23 protein-coding genes are annotated in these 21,478 nt (G+C 38.3%); 12 read left to right on the top strand and 11 right to left on the bottom strand.

The window, feature by feature from the left end:
- Positions 1-45 precede the first annotated feature (45 nt).
- Entirely contained in the window at positions 46-786 is a 741-nt protein-coding gene (locus OC457_RS18350; RefSeq protein WP_080173948.1) for an SDR family oxidoreductase, read from the bottom strand.
- A 672-nt stretch (positions 787-1,458) separates the two neighbouring features.
- Here OC457_RS18350 and OC457_RS18345 point away from each other — a divergent pair.
- The 7 genes from OC457_RS18345 to sstT all read left to right on the top strand — a co-directional run bounded on the left by OC457_RS18345 (position 1,459) and on the right by sstT (position 10,342).
- Positions 1,459-2,415: an AAA family ATPase gene (locus tag OC457_RS18345; RefSeq protein WP_080173950.1), complete on the top strand. Its 957-nt coding sequence runs from the start codon at positions 1,459-1,461 to the stop codon at positions 2,413-2,415.
- Positions 2,412-3,362, top strand: coding sequence for a DUF58 domain-containing protein (locus OC457_RS18340; protein ID WP_080173951.1), 951 nt, complete (start codon positions 2,412-2,414; stop codon positions 3,360-3,362). The genes OC457_RS18345 and OC457_RS18340 overlap by 4 nt, the downstream gene beginning before the upstream one ends.
- Positions 3,362-3,886, top strand: a complete 525-nt coding sequence (locus tag OC457_RS18335) for a DUF4381 domain-containing protein (protein ID WP_080173952.1) — start codon at positions 3,362-3,364, stop codon at positions 3,884-3,886. Before OC457_RS18340 ends, OC457_RS18335 begins: the two co-directional genes overlap by 1 nt.
- The gene (locus tag OC457_RS18330) at positions 3,879-4,844 is read left to right on the top strand and encodes a vWA domain-containing protein (protein WP_080173953.1); all 966 of its coding nucleotides are present in this window, start codon (positions 3,879-3,881) and stop codon (positions 4,842-4,844) included. The genes OC457_RS18335 and OC457_RS18330 overlap by 8 nt, the downstream gene beginning before the upstream one ends.
- On the top strand, positions 4,837-7,005 hold the full coding sequence (locus OC457_RS20970; RefSeq protein ID WP_262054080.1) for a VWA domain-containing protein: 2,169 nt from the start codon (positions 4,837-4,839) through the stop codon (positions 7,003-7,005). The genes OC457_RS18330 and OC457_RS20970 overlap by 8 nt, the downstream gene beginning before the upstream one ends.
- Before the next feature lie 14 nt (positions 7,006-7,019).
- Positions 7,020-8,690, top strand: coding sequence for a BatD family protein (locus OC457_RS18320; RefSeq protein WP_080173955.1), 1,671 nt, complete (start codon positions 7,020-7,022; stop codon positions 8,688-8,690).
- Between the two features lie 410 nt (positions 8,691-9,100).
- Entirely contained in the window at positions 9,101-10,342 is a 1,242-nt protein-coding gene (gene sstT / locus OC457_RS18315; protein WP_080173956.1) for a serine/threonine transporter SstT, read from the top strand.
- A 91-nt stretch (positions 10,343-10,433) separates the two neighbouring features.
- Here sstT and OC457_RS18310 read toward each other — a convergent pair whose 3' ends face one another.
- Positions 10,434-10,751, bottom strand: coding sequence for a hypothetical protein (locus tag OC457_RS18310; protein ID WP_080173957.1), 318 nt, complete (start codon positions 10,749-10,751; stop codon positions 10,434-10,436).
- Between the two features lie 296 nt (positions 10,752-11,047).
- Here OC457_RS18310 and OC457_RS18305 point away from each other — a divergent pair, with 296 nt between their 5' ends.
- The gene (locus OC457_RS18305; RefSeq protein ID WP_080173958.1) at positions 11,048-11,371 is read left to right on the top strand and encodes a hypothetical protein; all 324 of its coding nucleotides are present in this window, start codon (positions 11,048-11,050) and stop codon (positions 11,369-11,371) included.
- Positions 11,372-11,488: 117 nt separating this feature from the next.
- Here the strand turns inward: OC457_RS18305 and OC457_RS18300 are convergent, their stop codons facing one another.
- Positions 11,489-12,712 (bottom strand): HlyD family secretion protein, encoded by a 1,224-nt coding sequence (locus OC457_RS18300; RefSeq protein WP_080173959.1) that lies wholly within the window; start codon positions 12,710-12,712, stop codon positions 11,489-11,491.
- Position 12,713: 1 nt separating this feature from the next.
- Positions 12,714-13,052, bottom strand: coding sequence for an MFS transporter (locus tag OC457_RS18295; RefSeq protein ID WP_080173960.1), 339 nt, complete (start codon positions 13,050-13,052; stop codon positions 12,714-12,716).
- Between the two features lie 207 nt (positions 13,053-13,259).
- On the opposite strand from OC457_RS18295, the gene OC457_RS18290 reads away from it, so the two are divergent.
- Positions 13,260-14,273, top strand: a complete 1,014-nt coding sequence (locus OC457_RS18290) for an AraC family transcriptional regulator (RefSeq protein WP_080173961.1) — start codon at positions 13,260-13,262, stop codon at positions 14,271-14,273.
- 86 nt (positions 14,274-14,359) lie between these two features.
- Here OC457_RS18290 and OC457_RS18285 read toward each other — a convergent pair whose 3' ends face one another.
- Entirely contained in the window at positions 14,360-14,734 is a 375-nt protein-coding gene (locus OC457_RS18285) for a hypothetical protein (RefSeq protein WP_080173962.1), read from the bottom strand.
- 390 nt (positions 14,735-15,124) lie between these two features.
- Between OC457_RS18285 and OC457_RS18280 the strand changes: the two genes are divergently transcribed.
- Positions 15,125-16,168, top strand: coding sequence for a GMP reductase (locus OC457_RS18280; protein ID WP_080173963.1), 1,044 nt, complete (start codon positions 15,125-15,127; stop codon positions 16,166-16,168).
- A gap of 205 nt (positions 16,169-16,373) precedes the next feature.
- On the opposite strand, the gene OC457_RS18275 is transcribed toward OC457_RS18280, so the two are convergent.
- Positions 16,374-16,712 (bottom strand): cytosolic protein, encoded by a 339-nt coding sequence (locus OC457_RS18275; RefSeq protein WP_080173964.1) that lies wholly within the window; start codon positions 16,710-16,712, stop codon positions 16,374-16,376.
- Positions 16,713-17,153: 441 nt separating this feature from the next.
- On the opposite strand from OC457_RS18275, the gene OC457_RS18270 reads away from it, so the two are divergent.
- Both OC457_RS18270 and OC457_RS18265 read left to right on the top strand, forming a co-directional pair.
- Positions 17,154-18,185: a DUF5677 domain-containing protein gene (locus tag OC457_RS18270; RefSeq protein WP_080173965.1), complete on the top strand. Its 1,032-nt coding sequence runs from the start codon at positions 17,154-17,156 to the stop codon at positions 18,183-18,185.
- 72 nt (positions 18,186-18,257) lie between these two features.
- A complete protein-coding gene (locus OC457_RS18265; protein WP_144379584.1) occupies positions 18,258-18,527 on the top strand; it encodes a hypothetical protein in 270 nt (89 codons plus the stop codon).
- Between the two features lie 201 nt (positions 18,528-18,728).
- On the opposite strand, the gene OC457_RS18260 is transcribed toward OC457_RS18265, so the two are convergent.
- The 5 genes from OC457_RS18260 to OC457_RS18240 all read right to left on the bottom strand — a co-directional run bounded on the left by OC457_RS18260 (position 18,729) and on the right by OC457_RS18240 (position 21,458).
- Complete coding sequence (locus OC457_RS18260; protein ID WP_080173967.1) at positions 18,729-19,262, bottom strand: dihydrofolate reductase family protein; 534 nt, start codon at positions 19,260-19,262, stop codon at positions 18,729-18,731.
- A 406-nt stretch (positions 19,263-19,668) separates the two neighbouring features.
- Positions 19,669-20,223, bottom strand: a complete 555-nt coding sequence (locus OC457_RS18255) for a hypothetical protein (protein ID WP_080173968.1) — start codon at positions 20,221-20,223, stop codon at positions 19,669-19,671.
- Positions 20,224-20,287: 64 nt separating this feature from the next.
- Positions 20,288-20,725, bottom strand: coding sequence for a YeeE/YedE family protein (locus OC457_RS18250; RefSeq protein ID WP_080173969.1), 438 nt, complete (start codon positions 20,723-20,725; stop codon positions 20,288-20,290).
- Positions 20,725-21,147: a YeeE/YedE family protein gene (locus OC457_RS18245; RefSeq protein WP_080173970.1), complete on the bottom strand. Its 423-nt coding sequence runs from the start codon at positions 21,145-21,147 to the stop codon at positions 20,725-20,727. Before OC457_RS18245 ends, OC457_RS18250 begins: the two co-directional genes overlap by 1 nt.
- A gap of 11 nt (positions 21,148-21,158) precedes the next feature.
- A complete protein-coding gene (locus OC457_RS18240) occupies positions 21,159-21,458 on the bottom strand; it encodes an ArsR/SmtB family transcription factor (RefSeq protein ID WP_080173971.1) in 300 nt (99 codons plus the stop codon).
- Positions 21,459-21,478: the final 20 nt, after the last annotated feature.

The raw sequence follows: 21,478 nt of genomic DNA, 5'->3' as shown, positions 1-21,478 counted from the left end.
TTCTATATATGTTTTGTTATTATGTCTTTGTTATAACAGGCACAATTAGTGCATGTATAAACCACCATTTACTGACAATGTTTCACCAGTAATGTATGCCGCTGCATCACTTGCTAAAAAGACAACCGCTGCCGCAACTTCTTGAGGCTGCGCTAAGCGTTTCATCGGAATTTCTGCTTTAATTGATTCAAGTACTTCAGGTTTAATCGCTTCAACCATCGCCGTACCGGTATAACCAGGGGCAATTGCATTAACAGTAACACCAGCGCGTGCACCTTCTGCTGCTAACGCTTTAGTAAAGCCAATCATGCCAGCTTTAGCCGCTGAGTAATTCGTTTGGCCAAACTGTCCTTTAAGACCATTAACTGAAGTAATATTAATGATACGAGCATTACCATGTTGGCACATAGATTCAAATAACGGTTGAGTGACATTAAATAAACTGTTGAGATTAGTATTAATAACGTCATTCCATTGTTCAGCCGTCATGCGTTTGAACATGGTATCTTTAGTGATACCTGCATTATTAACCAAAACATCAATATTGCCTTCTTGCTCTAATAATGCAGCCAAAGACTCTTTACAAAATGTGGTATCAGTTACATCTAAAGGTAGCAATTTTACGGATTCATCTGAGTAATTATTTTCCTTCAACCACTCTTTCGCTGACTGCTCACTTTTAGGATGATGAGTAGCAATAACACGAAAGCCAGCATCAACTAAGGCCTGAGTAATTGAAGAACCGATACCACCTTTTGCGCCAGTCACTAATGCTACTTTTTTCATTTCTAAGGCTCCTTCCTTTGATCTTATTTGTATTTATTAAAATAAATTTTTAAGCAAGTTTATGATTACATTTGGTGATCACTTGTCTGATGACAGATTCAAGATAACACCAATTAATTACAAACATATTGCATATAACGAACATAACAACACAGATGCATATCTATGGCAAGCAAAGGAGTTAACATTTTTAGAACTGCAAACACTCACTATTAACAAAAAAGTCACTAACAAATTACTTTATCATTAGTTTTAACATTTAGTCATCTCTCACAATCAACACTGTAAAAATAAAAACCATTTTAAATTAAACAATTACAAACAAAAAAAAACAAACAATAACCTAAACCGTTAAATATTTGTTATTAAATGCTAATGTTATGAGATATTTATATAGGCATATTATTTGATGACGTTTCAAAAAGATAACGATTGCTATTATTTTGATCCGCATTGGAAATGTTACAAAAATGGCACAAAACATAATTTATAGATTGAAGCTATAACTTTCATCCCAATACGATTAAACATAAAAATTATTCAATCAATCACATAGATTTCATGATCTCTTTTCATCAATAAGAGAATTAAATGTGAACTTAATCAAGATTTAGTAGTCCGAAAAAAAACTGTTTCATCTTCAGTATTTTGAATACCAAAGGAAATATCTGTATGTTAGCAAGCACATTCCAACGTCTAAATGATTACCTTCAAAGTCAGGTTATCGGTCAGCCTAATTTAGTCAAACAACTCTTAATTGCGTTACTAGCAGATGGGCATATTCTTGTTGAAGGTCCTCCTGGACTAGCAAAAACACGGGCTGTAAAAGTACTGTCTGATTGCATTGAAGGCGACTTTCATCGTATCCAATTCACTCCCGATTTATTGCCTTCAGATTTAACAGGTACTGATATTTTCCGTCCTGAGACCGCTGAATTTACTTTTCAACCCGGTCCTATCTTTAACTCATTAGTACTAGCAGATGAAATTAACCGCGCCCCCGCTAAAGTGCAGGCCGCGATGTTAGAAGCAATGGCTGAAAAACAAATTACGGCGGGTCGTAAAACTTACCCATTACCAGAATTATTTTTAGTAATGGCGACCCAAAATCCAATCGAGCAAGAGGGAACTTATCCACTTCCTGAAGCACAATTAGATCGCTTTTTATTACAACTTAATGTTGACTACCCTAATGCTGAAAGCGAGCTTGAAATTCTACGTCTTAATCGTGGTGAAGCGCTTGGTGTAGAAAAATCAGAACCAATCTGTATTAGTCAAAGTGATATTTTTGCCGCTCGAAAAGAAATATTAAATATTCATATGGCTGATGATGTTGAGCATTACATTATTCGATTAGTCATGGCGACACGTGAACCACATCGTTTTAGTGAACAATTACAATCATGGTTACAAATGGGGGTTAGTCCACGTGCAACATTAGCACTTGATCGTTGTGCACGTGCTCACGCTTGGCTTAGTGGTCGTGATTTTGTCACACCAGAAGATGTTCAGATTATGGCTTACCCTGTATTACGCCACCGCCTATTATTAAGTTATGAGGCACAAGCTGAAGGTATTGCTGCAGATCAAGTGGTTGAAACACTTATTTCTCAGGTCGCTAGCTTATGAAACCTACACACATCAACGTAGCGCTGCCACTCCATAGCGATGGCGTCAATGTGTGTCTAGCAGAGCTACTGCAATATAAAAATCAAGCGGTAAGATGGCTGGCACCCGCTAAAAGTATTTGGTCACAACTCAATGGTCATCATCAAAGCCGCCACAAAGGGCGTGGAATGAACTTCTCAGAAGTGCGCCCTTATCAAGCTGGCGATGATATCCGTTCTATTGACTGGCGAGTAACTGCGCGTACAGGAAAAACGCACACCAAATTATTTACCGAAGAACGTGAACAGCCGATTATGCTGTTTATCGACCTCAGTAATAGCATGCAATTTGGTTCACAGTTACTATTAAAATCAGTACAAGCAGCACATTTTGCGAGTCTATTAAGTTGGTTAGCTATAGATGAGCAAGATCGTATTGGTGCCATTATTTATAATGGAATTAATACTATAGAGTGTAAACCTACAGCGCGTCAGCGTGGGCCATTACAGATTATTAATGCATTAATTTCAGCTCAACACGATGCTCTACAAGCGGTAAATACCACCAACCACGATGGTTTTTCAATTGCACTTAAACGGTTACATTATCTATGCCCCAAAGGCAGTGAAATTATTATTATCAGTGATTTTTATACACTAAAAACTACTGATAAACGTCGCTTAAGCCAACTTCGACAGCATAATCGTATTCAATTTGTCCAAATTCATGATCCACTTGAACAAGGGCAAACACAATTCCGTGGCTATGAGCATGTTACTGATAATCAACAATCAGCATGGCTGGATTTCTCGGCAAAAAAAACACGTGATTCACTCAGCCAACAATATCAAATACATCAGAATTTTATTCATGAAATGGCAACCTCACTTGCTATACCATTGCATACTCTTTCTGCCGCACAGCCGCTATTGCAACAACTTGGCGCTCATTCTCAAGGAATAAGGTAATGACACAACTTACAGCACCAGCATTGCCATTGGCGGATATTCATCTTCACACAGAACCAAGCTTTTGGCCTCTTGCTTGGGGATGGTGGGCAGTAATTATTGTTAGCCTTATTCTTATAAGTTTGGGAGGGTATCGTTTTCGCTCTCACCGTCATTATTTTACAGCGAAAAAAGAAGCTCTTACCCTATTAAAAACCTACCGCTTTAACGATGGTATTACGGCAGTTAATACGGTACTGAAACAAGCGGCATTAAGCTATTTTCCACGGACGGTTATAGCCCCTTTAACAGGTATACAATGGCTGACTTTTCTTGATCAGCAATTACCAACGAAATACCGTGGTTTTATCAAACAACAGCAACTATGGCAGCAAGGTCTTTTTTCCTCAAAACCTCTCACCGAACAACAATTTCAAGAATGCCAGCAGCAGGCATTATTATGGCTACACCATGCCCTGCCCGCAAAAAACAATGATCATGGTAATGCTTCATCGATGATCACTAAGGAGTCGTCCAATGTTTGAATTTGTATGGCTATGGGCATGGGCCTTATTACCATTAGCTTGGTTCGTTTATCGATTCAGTAAACCCATCGCACAACCTGCAGCGATTCATTTGCCTCAGCTACCGCAAGGTGTTGGCCAAAAACAACCCAGCTCTATTATTCGAAAAGTGTTAATGACTTTAGTATGGGTGAGCCTTGTGTGTGCAATGGCTCGACCAGTATGGTATGGCGATCCGATAGAAATCAAACCAGAACACAGAGACATGCTATTGGCGGTCGATCTTTCAGGATCAATGGCCATTCCAGACATGGTGACTAAAAATGGTCAAAGTATTGATCGGCTCACTGCCGTCAAACATGTATTGGCTGATTTTATTGCTAAACGGAAAGGTGATCGTATTGGACTGGTCGTCTTTGCTGATCATGGCTACTTACAAACACCATTAACCTTTGATCGCAAAACCGTTGAACAACAACTTAATCGCACCGTACTGGGCTTAATTGGCCAAAGTACTGCAATTGGTGAAGGACTTGGGGTTGCAACAAAAACCTTTATCGACAGTAAAGCACCACAACGAGTGATTATTTTACTCAGTGATGGGGGGAATACTTCAGGCGTTATCGATCCTATTGAAGCAGCAAAACTGGCACAAGAAAGCCACGTTAAAATTTATACCATAGGTGTAGGTGCTGACAAAATGATTCAAAAAGGCTTCTTTGGAGATCGAGTTGTCAATCCGTCATCAGATCTGGATGAAAAAACATTAAGCAAGATCGCTGCGATGACTGGCGGTGAGTATTTCCGCGCGCGAAATCCACAACAACTCGCAAAAATTTACGATGTTATTAATAAACTTCAACCCGTTAATAATGCTCAACAAACATGGCGACCACGTGATGAGCTATTCCGTTATCCATTAGCGTTAGCACTGCTTTTATCCGTTATCATCGCTTTTATGAGGAAACGTCATGGCTGATTTTACCTTTCTACATCCATTGTGGTTTGCTGCATTAATTCCTGTGATCATTGTTCTGCCATGGCTAAAAGGTAAAGCACAGCATTCAGGCTTAATTGCTCCCCACCTTGCACAAAAATTGGGGCTAACCCAGCAACAGTCAAAAAGATGGCCAATTGTTTTATTCGCATTAGGCTCATTTATCGCAGTCATCGCCATGGCAGGACCGAGCTGGCAAAAAGTTAAACTTCCCGCTTATAACCTAAGTGGAGCACGCGTATTAGTGATGAACATGTCGCAATCAATGTACGCAACAGACATAAAACCTAACCGTCTAACTCAAGAAAGATTTAAAGCGTTAGATATGCTACCTGGTTGGAAAGAAGGTAGTACTGGTCTGGTTGCTTTTGCTGGCGATGGCTATGAAGTCAGTCCATTAACAACAGATAGCAGCACATTGCGCAATTTAATTCCAAACTTATCCCCTAATATTATGCCAATTGCAGGAAACAATGCAGCATCAGGCCTTGCTGAAGCCATACGATTACTCAAGCAAGCAGGCCATAATAGTGGTGATATTATTTTAATGACAGACGGTATAACCAAAGCCGTTGCTCAACAAGCATTGGCCGATCTTAAAGGAACGCATTACCGCGTCTCTATTCTTGCAATGGGTACTGTTGAAGGCGCACCGATCTTACTTCCCGATGGCAGTTTATTGTCTAAAAACGGCACTCCCGTTATCAGTAAAATTGATATTAATACGTTAATGTCAATTACGGACAGTACTGGTGGCATATTACAAATGGCTCAAGCGACGGATAATGATGTTAATGCGATTATTAACTTTACAGCAAAACCATTAGCCAGCAGAGAAAAAGGTCATCAGAAAGAATTACAAGAACGTTTAAACGGCGGTTTCTGGTTAATTATTCCACTGCTATTATTAGCGTTACTGGGATTTCGTCGTGGTGTTGTTTTAGCTGCAATGTTTATTTTGATCCCCATTGATCACGCGCAAGCAAGTCCATGGACCAACACTAACCGCCAAGCGTATGAAACATTTACTGATGGCAATTATAAACAAGCGGCCCAAGAGTTTACGTCACCACAATGGAAAGGTATTGCTGAATATAAAGCCCAGCAATATGATCAAGCGATAGAGACCTTAAAGCCACTACAAGATCCAACTTCGCAATATAATCTCGGCAATGCTTATGCTCAAAAAGGTGATTATAAAAAAGCCGCTGCGACTTATGAGAAGCTGTTAAAACAACAACCTGATTTCGCTGATGCTAAGAAAAATCTCAGTATTGTTGAGCAAGCTGAAAAGCAAAAACAACAGCAACAAAAAAAATCAGGGAAACAAGGTCAGCAAAGCAATAAAGACCAGCAGCAACAAGGTCAGCAAGGCAATAAAGACCAGCAGCAACAAGGTCAGCAAGGCAATAAAGACCAGCAGCAACAAGGTCAGCAAGGCAATAAAGACCAGCAGCAACAAGGTCAGCAAGGCAATAAAGACCAGCAGCAACAAGGTCAGCAAGGCAATAAAGACCAGCAGCAACAAGGTCAGCAAGGCAATAAAGACCAGCAGCAACAAGGTCAGCAAGGCAATAAAGACCAGCAGCAACAAGGTCAGCAAGGCAATAAAGACCAGCAGCAACAAGGTCAGCAAGGCAATAAAGACCAGCAGCAACAAGGTCAGCAAAGCAATAAAGACCAACAGCAACAAGGTCAGCAAAGCAATAAAGACCAACAGCAACAAGGTCAGCAAGGTCAGCAAGGTCAGCAAGGTCAGCAAGGTCAGCAAGGCAATAAAGACCAACAACAACAACAACCGTCAATGAGTGAAGCAAAAAAGAAACAGCAAGCTCAAAATAATGCACAGCAAGCATTAAGCCAACAAGCTCAACAAGCTCAACAAGCTCAACAAGCTCAACAAGCTCAACAAGCTCAACAAGCGAAGCAACCAAATAAAGACGGTAAAGATCAACAACCATCAACAGTAACAATGCAACAAGGAAAACCAACCGGTGAACAGCAGCAAGTGCTTTCAGTAAGCAACCCTATATTGAAAAAGCTTGAACAAGTACCCGATGATACAGCGGAGTTAATTCGAGCCCAATTAATGTTGCAAGCACAGCAAAGAGCCAAGCAGCAACAAAGTAATAAACCATGGTAATAGAGAAAATAAAAATGTCAGTAAATCAAAAAATTTGGACTAAAAAAAGCCAATCACCATGGTTATTACTTCTAACCATGCTCATGGCATTATTGCCCTTACAAGCAATGGCTGCGCAAGCAGAAGCGACAGTATCGAAAAATATTGTTGCCGTTAATCAAGTGTTTGAACTAACTGTTTCAGTTGATACTGCAATCAACCCTAACAGTGTCGATTTTAGTGTATTAAGATCTGATTTTGCTTATGGTCAGCCCAGCGTCAGTAGCTCAACATCGTTAATAAATGGAACCATGTCTCGCAATACAACATGGACGCTTGCCCTTGCAGCTAAAAAGGTTGGAACCGCAACTATACCTGCCTTTAAAATTGGTAGCTCTCAAACAACACCTATTACAATTAGCGTACTCAAAAGCAGTCAAAAAAATAATGCCGCAGTATCAAACCAAGCTAATATTCAAGTGACGGCTGCAATCGATAAAAATACGCTTTATGTGGGTGAAAGTATTAATTATCGCGTGAAAATGCTCATTGGTGAGCAACTTTCTCAAGCCTCATTAACCGCCCCATCCGGTGATGGTTTAGCTGTATCACAAGTAGGTCAAGATGCTCAAAACAATATCGTCCAAAATGGTCGACGTTATTTAGTCATTACGCGTAATTATCAAATTACAGCGGAAAAAGCAGGAAAGGTGATCATTCACGGCTCAACATTCAACGGGAATGCTGTACGCGGTGCTAATGGTTTTAACTCAGGCGTTAATATTCCCGTAAATGAAAGCGCGAAAAGTATCACCGTAGACATCAAAGCTAAACCTACTGATTACAAAGGGTTATGGTTACCAACCCCCAATTTACAATTACAACAAACATGGCAACCACAAGTTTCGAACCAAAACATCGTTACCGTTAAGGTTGGTGAGCCCATCACTCGTACCATTACATTACGAATTAAAGATGTCGCTCAAAGTAATATGCCCAATATCAATTTAACTTACCCTGATACAATACGACTTTACAATGAAAAACCTGAATACCGTACTGAAAATGGTTACAGCGTTATGACGTTAAAACAAGTCATTATTCCTCGCCAAGCAGGTAAAGTGTCACTACCGCCTCTCACCATTAATTGGTGGAATACCACCGTGGCGAAACAACAACAAAGTGAAATTACAGGTTTAACCTTAAACGTAATTGCCGATCCGACAGCAAATAATCAATTGTCACCGCCAGCTGCAATACCACCAGCAGTATCAATTAATTCAGAAAAAGCGTCTATAACAACAACTATCTGGCCATGGGCTACGCTATTTTTTGCCAGCTTATGGTTAATTACCTTGGTATTACTAGTTAAAAAACGCCAACAAACAGCGGTTATGCCGTCAATAGTTACTGCAGAAAAAACAACTGTTATATCAGATCTTGAAAATTCCATTAAAGCCAATGATCCGATAAAAGTACAAACTTACTATCAACAATGGCGAGCACAACAATATTCAATACTCACAACCCAACCACAGTTATTACAACAACTCGATAATGAAGTTCAATCAATGATGGCGGTTCATTATTCTCCTTTAGAGAGAGTATGGAACAACCAAATATTATTGACGTTATTAACCCAAGCTAAACAACTTACAATAACAAAACAGCCATCTATGACATTATCGAGTCTAGACCCTCAATAACGGATACTAAAAAATAGAAGGCTACTTCAATAGCCTTATCAAAACGCTTAAGATTGGTTGCTATATTGATAGGAACAAACCAATTTTAGGCGTTTTCCTTTCTGTAACTAAATGTAAAACAAAGCAACATTACCCTCCATTTCGGCAAACAAAACACCCAATAAATTCGCAATGATTAACCATCTTATCTTAATTAATATTTTTTATTTACGTGACGCACACCAATAAAAATACGCATATTGCTGCTTAATTGTAAAATTATCGTAATAGAGATTGTTAAAAAACAGCAATAAGTATGCTTATTAAAAGAAGACTGGCTATTTTAAACAGATCCTGTTAAAAAATGTTTCTGTTACAAAATATAAAACGCAAACACAAACAAACACAACAATAAAAATGCAGGATGAACTATGAGCCAATCACAACCCTTTCTTGCCAGAGTCGCTAATGGCAGTTTAGTAATACAAATATTGGTGGGTATTATTGCCGGTGTTGCTTTAGCCGTTATCTCCCCATCATCAGCACTGAGTATGAGCTCTTTGGGCGGGCTATTTGTTGCCGCATTAAAGGCTGTCGCACCTATCTTAGTGTTTATTTTGGTGGCATCATCAATTGCCAATCAAAAAAAAGGTACTCACACAAATATGAAGCCAATAATTTTCCTTTATTTATTAGGAACATTATTAGCAGCATTTACCGCAGTAGCAATGAGCTTTCTTTTTCCTACCACTTTAACGCTTGTTACTAACACGACCTCTATTGCTCCACCTGAAGGTATTGCGGAAGTTATTAATTCCCTATTTTTCAAAATTGTCGATAACCCAATCAATGCATTAATGACAGGTAACTTTATTGGTATTCTTGCATGGGCAATTGCATTAGGCTTCTCGCTACACCAAGCAAGTGATGCAACAAAACAAGTATTCCAAGACATGTCTGATGGCGTAACATTAATTGTACGCTTTATTATTCGTCTTGCTCCTATTGGTATTTTTGGCCTTGTTGCTCAAACTTTTGCTCAAACAGGCTTTAATGCATTATTAGGTTATGCACACTTATTAGGGGTATTACTTGGTTCAATGGCTATTATTGCGTTAGTTGTTAACCCAATTATCGTATTTGCCAAAATTAAAGCGAATCCTTACCCATTGGTATTTCGTTGTTTACGCGAAAGTGGTATTACCGCCTTCTTTACCCGTAGTTCAGCAGCAAACATTCCAGTTAATATGAGATTGTGTGAAGATCTTAAACTGCATGAAGATACTTATTCCGTTTCTATTCCTTTAGGCGCAACCATCAATATGGGTGGTGCTGCTATTACGATTACCATCTTAACATTGGCCGCAGTGCATACTCTGGGTATTGAAGTTGATCTTGCAACAGCAGTATTACTTAGTGTGGTTGCTGCAGTATCGGCATGTGGCGCATCTGGTGTTGCAGGTGGCTCACTATTATTAATACCATTAGCTGCAAGTTTATTTGGTATTCCAAATGAAATTGCAATGCAAGTTGTCGCTGTCGGCTTTATTATTGGGGTAATTCAAGACTCAGCAGAAACAGCATTAAACAGTTCAACAGATGTGGTCTTTACCGCAGCTGCATGTTTAGCCGCAGAGCGTAAACAAGCAAAAGTACGCCTACAAAAATCATAAGTACGTTGCTAACAATATAAAAACACAACATTAAAAATGCGGCTATCACACACATGATAGCCGCATTTTTTTATCCATTATGCTGTGTTAATTAGTAGATATTAGTTGCTTTACGAATCGCGTTATTTGAGCGATGAATTACACCATTAACCACTTTTCGTTTCTTCTTTTTCACTGCGCGTTCAACACTTTTCTCAGCATACGTACCATTTTTAAGTTCTGTCATGGTTCTTTGCGTATTATCGTACTTCGTTTGCGTGCGTCTAATAGCCTGCTGAGAATCATTCACCGTATTTTCAATATGAGATAATTGATTATCTAGATGCTTGATTACACTATCAGCCTGCACCGATGTTGATGCTGCTAATAATGCAACAAAAGGAATAATTCGAAGTGTTCTTTGTACCATAACAAGTTTCTCTCAATTCAAAATACAGTCTTATTGTACAAATCTTAGCTACAAAAATACTGATTTCAGACTAAAATGTAATAATAAATTCCACAAAGGCCATGATTATTACATTTTTATATATAATCCAGTCGTTATTCGAAAAAAATCAGCTAATATCGAAACCTAAATATTGATAAAAAGATCTAATGACGATGATTGAATTATTTAGTTGGTAAGTATGTGTATTCGCCCGATAAAATCGAGTGATATAGACCAACATTACCCCTATTAACATCAATAAAGAGGGCGTCGTCATGACAACTATCACTGCGCATAATACGGGCTATACCATCGCTAAATCAGCGGTAACTAAAGCAAGCAAACAACTTTCTGCTGCGGGATATTTTACTGATATTTTTTGTATGGATCGAAGATTTAGATTAGTGATCACCAATGACAAACGCTTACCCTATGAATATGCTATTCACTTTATTCCTAGCGTTGATGGCGATGCAACCCATCTTGAAGTCTTTATCAAAACAGATCAAACGCGCTATTTTGTCGACGATTTTTCAGAGCCAGAACTCATTGCAGATATTATCAATCATTATCAGCATTACAACAGCAGTGAGTTTTAACACGATTGTTTATAACTAGAAGCCTTGTATATTTATAAAAAAAACCTGCCACTGCATAAACAGTGACAGGCGAACCGGAATACAACTACTACTATTATAATTATAATTTACAAATACTTACATTGACCAAATATAGAAAACTTGCGCCTTCATTCGAATAATAATCCCACGAATAACATCGAGAAAGCCAAGGAAGCTAATAGGTTTTTCAGCACTGATCCAAGCTAAGCCGACTGAACCAACTGGAATATCATAACCTTCTGTTTCGTAAAGTTTCAAACGTACAAAGTGGTGTTTATTTGCTATATTTGCACCTGTTGTTTGGCGAACATTGGTTTCACGTCCAATCAAATTACCTTGCGATTCACCTGTTGCCTCAACAATCCCTTCCACTTCCGCAGCAAAGACTTTACCTGGGTAAACAGCAGAAGCAAATTCAGCCATCTGTCCTGGTTTTACATTACGAATAGCTTGATGATTAACTCGCATTAATACATATTTTTCATCGGTATACATTTGAATACGTGGAATCGAACCCACATACAGCCCTTCACGCATAATGAAATTAGTAACAAAACCATCAGCAGGTGCATAAACTTTAGTATTGTCTAAATCCCACTGCGCTTTAGCGACATTTTCTTTCGCCGTAATAACATCAACATCACGACTGTTAAAGGTTAACTGAGCTTTTTCTATTTCTAATTGGGCTTTTTTAACCGCAATATGGGCTTTTTCTATTTGTGAATCCAACATGATTTGTTGTGACTTAGCAACATCAACAGCAGTACGTTGCTCATCTAACATACTTGCCGTTATGGTATGTTTTACTACCTTATTTTGCTTTACATATCGCGCCAGCATTGTATTTTTTAAACGATAGTCAGCCGTTGCTACTGATAATTGTTTAGTTATAATATCGATATCTTTCACGGCAGCAGTCTTTGCCGTTTGTGCCATTGCAATATCTTGCTTAGCCATATCTCGAGCAACTTCTGCCGCCTCAAGACTTGCTTGTGTTTTATTAAGAGCAATAACATATGGCTCAGGCTCAAGTTCATAGACTAATTGGCCTTGGGTCACTTTACTATTAGGCGCAACATAAATACCCTTTACACGCCCATTTATCGACGTTGAAGGTGGTCGTAGTTGCACATGTGGCGATTGCACTAATGAACCGCCAGATAAATCCATTGGCGCATAAGTAATTAAACCAAACCATACAAAGACTAACCAACTACCACCACCAATATATGCAAAAGCTTGAGTGAATTTATTCCATGGCATGCCGACTAAACGCAACAAATAAATAAACAGAGCCCAAACAGCTAAACCTTCTAACATACTACTTCTCCTCTGTTTCTGTAGTCATAGCAGGCGCTACAGGTAAACGATCACCATGCCAAATATCTCGAATGCGGCATAACGCTTTTTCTCCATCCACAAATGCAATAATAACCGCCAATACCCACACCCAATGCCACACAAAGCCAATCCATGTGAGTGCCGTTATTAAGCCTATTTGATGATGTTCTTTTGTTGATGCTTTATGGATTGGCAATTCATGTATTTTCCAAAAACCAATTCCAACAGCAGCAATAGTTGCAATCAATACCACCCCCGCAAACACACTTAATGCAGTGTCTACATTGGTGCCGACAAAAGGCATACTCAGTAAACTCATTCATACTCTCCGGTTCAAAACTAAAATAATTAAAAAGCATCACTCATGTAGTGATGAATAACTGCCATTATGGAGAGTGATCACATTTGCAGTATAAAAAAAGTCCATTTAAATTAAAAATAGCGCATATTTAATATAATCAGACTATAACTAATAACAATCCCCCTCTTCGCCACACAACCAATAGGCGTAAATAAGAAGAAAATTATGATTAATGTCGCCTTTATTCGTACCGCCTTTCTTAAACCATTAGAAATTGGCTTACAAAAACGCTATGGAATCAGCTTTGCTGAATTAGGCATTCCCTCGCAGTTATTAAAAGAACCGATGTCTTTGATCCCTTTTAATGATTATTTACAGTGGTTAGAGCGTATTGAAGAATTAACCCAAGATTCGGCTTATATGATTAAAATTGCAGCCGATATTACCTTTGAAAATATTGGTCCTATTGGTAATTGGTACGTAACTTGTCCCGATCTCGCGTTAGCATTTCGACGAATCAACTATGGCGTATCATGCCTACAAGGCGGGGCGTCTTATCACGGTCAACAATCAGGAAATATCATCAAATGGGTATACCATAATAGTTATGCGCATGGTCGAGCAGCGAGTTTTGACAGCTTAAAAATGGCAATTTTATTTACTCAAGTTACTCGTAATTATATGGGGGATGATTATGTACCTTTAAAAATAGAATTATCCGGTACTGAGATAGTAGATTCGGCGATTCAACAGTTTTTTGGGTGTCCCATCACATGGCAATCACCCGCAACAAAAGTTTGGTTAAACCTATCAATGTTAGAGCATGGAAATCAGCGTCCTTTGCCAATAGCGAAACCGATTCTTGTTTCTAACTTACAATTAGATGATTTACTGAATATGCCTCAGCCTTTAGATCTTGCGAAAGTCATGTTTGAGATCATTAACTATTCACGTTATTACGGCTTTCCTACTCTGGATTTTGTAGCTAAAAAAGTGGGGTTATCACGCCAACAATTACAACGTCGATTGCATGATAACGGTTGGACATTCACCAGTATGACAAATTATATTTTATGTAATGTGGCGATAAAATACATGCTATCAGGCATGAGTATCGAAACAATAGCGACCTTACTTAGCTACAATAATGTTCAAAGTTTCAGTAAAGCATTTAAACGTAATCGTGGTCTAACACCAGCACAATACCAGCACCAACTATTGGAACGTAGCCTTAATTAACGGGCATATTCTCTTTTAAACAGCCATAAAAAAACGCTAAATAACTTTTCTTATTTAGCGTTTTTTTTATTGTTATATCAATTAGATTAAGCCATGACATGAACTAATTTATCGGTAACAGATTGTTCTAATTGTTGTTCGGTCTCAGTGTTAACAAAATGTTCATTAATCGTCGACATTAATACAATCGGCCCCATCATCGTCACTTTCAGTGGTGTTCCACTAAAACCAAATTGTAAATCTGATAAATCGGCTGTTGAGTAATTATAACGACAATCAAATTTATCACTCGCAATATGCAGTAAATCAAAATCTTTACGATGACATGAAATATGTGCGCACCAATACATCGCATCAATAATCTCATCTTGGCGCATAGCACGAATCACAAAACGCCAACTTCCTTCTTCACCATAAAAATCAACGGGAAATTGATTTTTTTTCTTTCGTCTCTTAAACAACTCAAACCTTCCACAGCCTATTTAATGCTTTAAGTTATCCTAAAATTAAATCATAGCCTGTAAAAAAAGAGATACTAGCCGCAATTTAATTTATTTCAAACTTATTAACTACATGAATTATGCAGAGATTCGCAAAAAATATAAATTAAAAGATAATAAAAAAGAAGGGATTATTTATAAAAAACGGACAGTTAAATTCAATTCGTTTGCATTGAGATATATTTGTTTACATTTTAGGGGTTGTATTTAACAAATCTCTGCCTATAATGCTGAAAACCGGAGCGTCTGCCAACGCTCCGGTTTTTTTGTGCCTGCTCAAAAGGTAAAAAGTTACCTGCCAGTAACGAGTTAACCCGAGTGGCATTCGATAATATTTAAGGGATAAATATCATGCGTATCGAACAAGATCTAAAATTAGGCTTTAAAGATGTATTATTTCGTCCAAAACGCTCAACATTGAAAAGTCGCTCTCAAGTTGACTTAACCCGCGATTTTACATTTAAACATAGTGGTCGTCAATGGTCTGGTGTACCTATTATTGCCGCTAATATGGATTCAGTTGGTAGCTTTGATATGGCTATCGCTTTAGCACAACATAAAGTAATGACGGCTATTCACAAACATTACACCGTTGAGCAATGGGCTGAATTTATTCATGCTAACGATGCTTCAGTGTTAAATAATGTCATGGTCTCAACAGGCACATCTGATGCTGATTTCCAAAAAACCAAAGATATTATGGCGCTAACTGATGACATCATCTTTATCTGTATTGATATTGCTAATGGCTACTCAGAGCACCTTGTCGAGTACGTTGAACGTGTTCGCGCCCAATTCCCTGACAAAGTAATCAGTGCTGGTAACGTTGTTACGGGTGATATGGTTGAAGAGCTTATTCTTGCCGGCGCAGATATTGTTAAAGTCGGTATCGGCCCAGGTTCAGTATGTACTACTCGTGTTAAAACTGGCGTTGGTTACCCACAACTTTCAGCTATCATTGAATGTGCCGATGCTGCTCATGGCCTAGGTGGTCGTATCATTGGTGACGGTGGTTGTTCATGTGCGGGTGATGTATCAAAAGCCTTTGGTGGTGGTGCTGATTTCGTGATGCTTGGCGGTATGCTTGCAGGTCACAGTGAAAGCAACGGTGAAATCATTGAACAAGACGGCAAGCAGTTCATGAAGTTCTATGGCATGTCGAGCCAAAGCGCAATGGACAAGCACTCTGGTGGCGTTGCAACATACCGCGCTGCTGAAGGTAAAACCGTACTACTTCCTTACCGTGGTTCAGTAAACTTGACCATTCAAGACATCATGGGCGGTGTACGCTCAACGTGTACTTATGTTGGTGCAGCGCAACTGAAAGAATTAACTAAGCGTACAACTTTCATTCGCGTTCAAGAGCAAGAAAACAACGTATACGGTAAAGAATAAACTTACCTGTTATTAGTTATCCTGTTGCGCATTAAGCTTTAAAAGCTATCTAAAGCCAGAGAAAGACACTGATCTTACTCTGGTTTTTTGTTTTCTGCTTTTAGTCTAGCTCACACTAGAATTGGCTGTCGTTTATTTTGTTACTATTTTGCTCCATTCCTTGCCCAAAATACCAACTTGCTAATTTCAACTAACTGAATAAGTTTCAGTCTATTTGAGTAATGAAGGTTTGCTCATCACCCACAAAAGCTACAAAGCCACCGTGATAGATAAATACTCGACCACGCCCCTCTACTAAGCAAGCAAGCTGTGGGTACAAATCTTGTTCATTATTCTGGCTTTGAAATATCCCAGTATCAGTAATTACGCCGCTAAGTGTCGGCAAATATCCATAAGTGCGCTTGGCTTGATCAATCAGGCTCAATTCGCTGGCAGTAGAGAAGCAAAGGGGGATCGCACCAGCTTCTTCGATAAATAACGTTTTCAGTTCTTCAAAAGCTGTGATCACCAGCCAGTCGATACCATTAACATGATGGATATACATAGAGTTTCTCGGTTATTCTGATGCGAAGATTCTATCACGAATGTAGTCGAGATTTAGAGGCTCAAAGCGGCAATTAGGTGCTATTTTCGAACATTTACGCAATCAACTTGGAATACGTTTCTGCCCCATTATCATTCAGAGCAAATACTCATTCATATCGTATTAACGTAAATTTGGATTAGTTTTATTTGCTGTGTATCTAACCAGATGTAACGAAGCATGATGATTTTAATTTTATCGTTGGAGTTCCGTTTCTAATAAGACTGATTAAATACATTTTTTACTTTCTATATTTCAAATAAACACTTTGAAACAAAATAATGCAATCAATCTCATGATATTTATAAATTAAATTAATTATGATTGTAAAATTTAGGGGGGCATTCTTTTGCGTGATAGTAAGAATGTTTACTAATAAGCTGTTATAAATCAGAAATATTTATGAGAACTATTCAAGAACAATTCAATAAAATCCTCGAAGATTTGGTTACTGATAACCCAGCTAAAGCGAGAGAGCTAGATATCAAAAAACTGGTTGCTGACTTAACTCCAGAATTTGTAGATATGATCGGTAAATCATTGCATTCCTCAATGCCTGAAATGCTTTCAAATCGCAGGTCAGATTTTAGCTCGTTTGCGGATATGAATGTTGAAAAATGGCAGTCGGCTTTTGATTTACTTGAAACGCATATTGTAATCTGCACTGAAGCGGGAGAAACTCTAAATTCAAAATATCGCCCAGAAGCAGCAGAGCATGGGGACTTGATATTTGACCTCTTAGTTCGTCATCACGCTAGAGCCTGCCACATAGCAAACGAAATTTTATGCTTATTAAAGAATGGGTTCCCTGATGCTGCACACTCTAGATGGAGAGCACTACATGAAGTGAATGCCACTGCCCTATTCATTTTTAATCACGGTCAAGAGTGTGCCGAACGCTTTTATTTTCATGATGTTGTGGACGTTTATGACGCTATGAAAGAGCATCGTAAATACGAGGAGCGACTACAAGCAAAGGGACCAACAGATCTAGAGATGAATGATTTAAAAAAGGTTTATGATGATCTTATAAAAAAATATGGTAGAAACTACGCTGGGCATTATGGGTGGGCTGCATATTTGTTTCCGGAACATAGTCGCGTAGGCTTCGGTGCCATTGAGAAAGATGTAGGGCTTGAACATATGCGTCCTTATTATAAATGGGCAAGCCAAAATATTCATGCAGGTTCGAAAGGATTAAGAAACCGCCTAGCCCTTGCTGATTGTAGCGAAGATATATTAGTAGTTGGGCAAAGTAATTCAGGTATGACAGATCCAGCTCATGCTACAGCCATTAGTTTACTTGGGGTAACGAGTACATTACTGACCTATAAGCCTTCAATGGATACAATTGTAATGATGCAAATAGCGGCAAAGTACTCAGATAATATTGGTCGTGAATTTCTCAGGCTTTCGAGGAATACTGATTTATAACAATCAATTGAAGTCGGATAGCTAACCTGTGGTACTTTTGGTTCAGGTTGGCAGCAGTTACGGTGGCTGGGCTTGAGCTTAGTGGTGTTAGCAGCCGCTTATATTGGGCGTTATGTTTTCGAAGCAATTCATCTAATTTTTGGAGGGTCGATGGGCTATAAAATTGAGAAAACGGATCAATATCGGAAATGTTTAGAAGAAGCATATGATCCACAAATTTCGAAAAAGCGAGCAAAGGAATTGCTTGAGGGTTTCTTATATTTCAAATCTAAAACAGTAAGTAGTGGGACGCCTCAAAAAGCTGAAGATGCGATTGTGCATCTACAGGGGATTGTTAGTTGAAGTGGCATAGTTAATTTGGCCACTTAGCTATACTTTTCCTAATCTATATCTACTTGGTTAGAGTTTGAAATCTAAGAAGCTTCTGTCCAGCACCGAGCTAGCTTTCATGGCTAGCTCAAATTTTGCCAGTGAAGTGCTCAAATAAACGATAAAACGTCCTTCATTTTGTGATAAGGACGTTTTTAGATGCAGAAATTAAGATTATTTCTCTCGCACGTAAGAAGTTTGCACCAAGGTTTCTAGCACTACTTCACTCTTGATTACTTTGAAGTTCAACGGCTGTTTTAGTTCACCAAATAAAGGTGCGCCGCCGCCAAGGAGGATAGGAAAACGAGTGATCACCATTTCATCGATCAGATCTTGTTTGAGGAAGTTTTGAATCGTCACGCCACCATCGATATATAAATCATTAAATCCCTTAGCATTCAGATCCGCGATAATGTCTTTTAATTCACCGTTGACTAAGAATACTTTGTCTTCATAGCCTGATGGCACTTTCGTCATGGTGTTGCTTAACACGAATACAGGTTTTGTATAAGGCCAATTGCAATCAAAACTCAGAACGACATCTAGAGTATTGCGCCCCATCACCAAACCGTCAATTCGCTCCATCAACGCAAAGAAACCAGTATCGATATTGTCTGGATTTGGTACTGAATGTAGCCACTCAAGTTTGCCTTGCTTATCTGCGATGAAACCATCTAGACTGGTTGCAATAAATACGATATTTGCCATAAGTACCTTATCAAATTGGTCAAGGTGAGTTAATCACCAGACTCGCTCAACGTCCCTGTATTGGAATGATTTAACTTAGATGCTAACAACAGCATAAACAAACCTAAAGAGTAAAAAACAATCAATACTTTTTAAGTATTTTTCGGTTTATTGAAGAAAGCACGAAGATTTTTCACAATCAAAAAAAATGTTAATAAAATTGGTAGCGATATCATTAAAATCAAACTGGCAGCTTCAATATTGAGAAATATAAAAGACTTAAGAACGGTAGGATTAGTAAGATCTAACATAACAAACTCCAATGTTGTATTTTTAATGCATGTTATTAGATAGCACCTATTATGGCAAGAAATTTAGATCTTATTGATACCAAATTCATTGATAACCCAAATGATTATTAACTTATTTATTGTTGCAGAACTAATTGATTATTCTTTAATTGGTATATCTGTGATTTCGCGACATTCGCAGGTAAAGCGTAAGGCGTATTTTCACCATGGGTTTTATAATCAATTTTAATCATTAGCGGATTATTGCTAACAATGGCAATTTTTTCGATATTAATTCGATCACCAATAAACACATTGGCTAAATTATCTAAGTGTTTATTCTCTTGCTCAAATACTGATAAATAATAAAATGCGCCACTGCCTGAATTAGTCGTTACAAAAGATGTTGCTATATATTTACCTTGTTGGACTGCTTGATTAATATCAAGATAAATAGTTGTATTATCAACACCATCTGATGTCTTATATTCTCCCATAAGATAAGGTTGTTGCTGTAATTTTTTGATTGAATTTAACGTAATACTCGTGGTTGTATCAGGTACTTTAAGTTGCCATTGCTGAGGTTGGGTTATCAACTCTTTTAATGCTACAACTTTGTCTGTACGGGCTACAGCATAAAAAGCCCCCGCCCCAACGGTGATCGCAATAACCCATATTATCCACTTTTTCATCTGCTTCCCTTCTTTTAAATCCAGCTGCTAAACCGTTTTCAACTTAGCATTGCCCTTGTATGTTCTAAGATTTTGATGCTAAATATCTATTGGCAATAACCATACCTAAAATCATAGCAGCAACAAAAGCAAATACTGCATAATTACCACCACCAATATTTGTAATAGCAGGACCCGGGCAAAAACCTGCCAAGCCCCAACCCATACCAAAAATAATGGCTCCAGCAGTTAATTTAGCATCAATCTTATTACAATTTTTAGGCGCGATTACATCACCATTAATAGCTGTTTTACGCTTCTTTATAATCAGATGATAACAAGGCGTAAAGACTAATAAAGCCCCTATCATTACAAAAGCAAGGCTGGGATCCCAATGACCAAAAATATCTAAAAAAGCGATAACTTTATGAGGATTAACCATTTCTGATATAACCATTCCTGAACCAAACAGAACCCCAGCAATAGCCCCCACGACAATACGATTTATTTTTAATCGACTCATTATAAATCACCTAATAAATGACGAATAAATACAACAATAATGGCTGACCCCATAAAAATACACGTCGCATAAATTGAACGTTTAGAAAAACGCCCCATACCAACAATGCCGTGGCCACTGGTACACCCATTACCTAAACGAGTACCAAAACCAACCAATAAACCCGCAATTAAAACAGTTCCAATATTATGTTCATTAATAGTCGGTAATGTTGCGCCCAACGGGGATACAATAAACACACTTAAGATCATTCCGATCAAAAATGCCGTTTTCCACCCTAAATCTTGTTTTTCTCGCTTAATTACGCCATTGATAATGCCGCTGATTCCTGCTGTTTTACCAATAAACAGCATCAATATAACCGCAGATAATCCAAGCAACATACCGCCAAATAATGACGCCCATGGCATTTGAAAAGTCATACTCACCTCGCCTACTCTTCATCACAAAAAATATCATGGAAACTGGTTATAAGCGCTTTAATACGCTGATCAGCCAATGAATAAAAAACTGATTGTGCTTCTTTGCGTATCTTTACGATTTTATTCTTTCGTAAAATCGCTAAATGTTGTGAAAATGCTGATTGACTTAGGGTTGAATTAAGCTGCAATTGATTCGCACTCATTTCCCCTTCCATTAACTGGCACAGCACAATTAATCTTTCAGGGTGCGTCATTGTTTTTAATAATTCTGCGACTTCTGTTGCTCGTTGTTTCATTTCATCTAATTGCATTTTTATAGCTTCTTGATAAT

Origin of the sequence: Photobacterium toruni (genome assembly GCF_024529955.1) — a bacterium.
Taxonomy (GTDB): domain Bacteria; phylum Pseudomonadota; class Gammaproteobacteria; order Enterobacterales; family Vibrionaceae; genus Photobacterium; species Photobacterium toruni.
The sequence above is the reverse complement of the archived record's forward strand: the minus strand, read 5'-3'. Positions and strand labels throughout refer to the sequence as shown.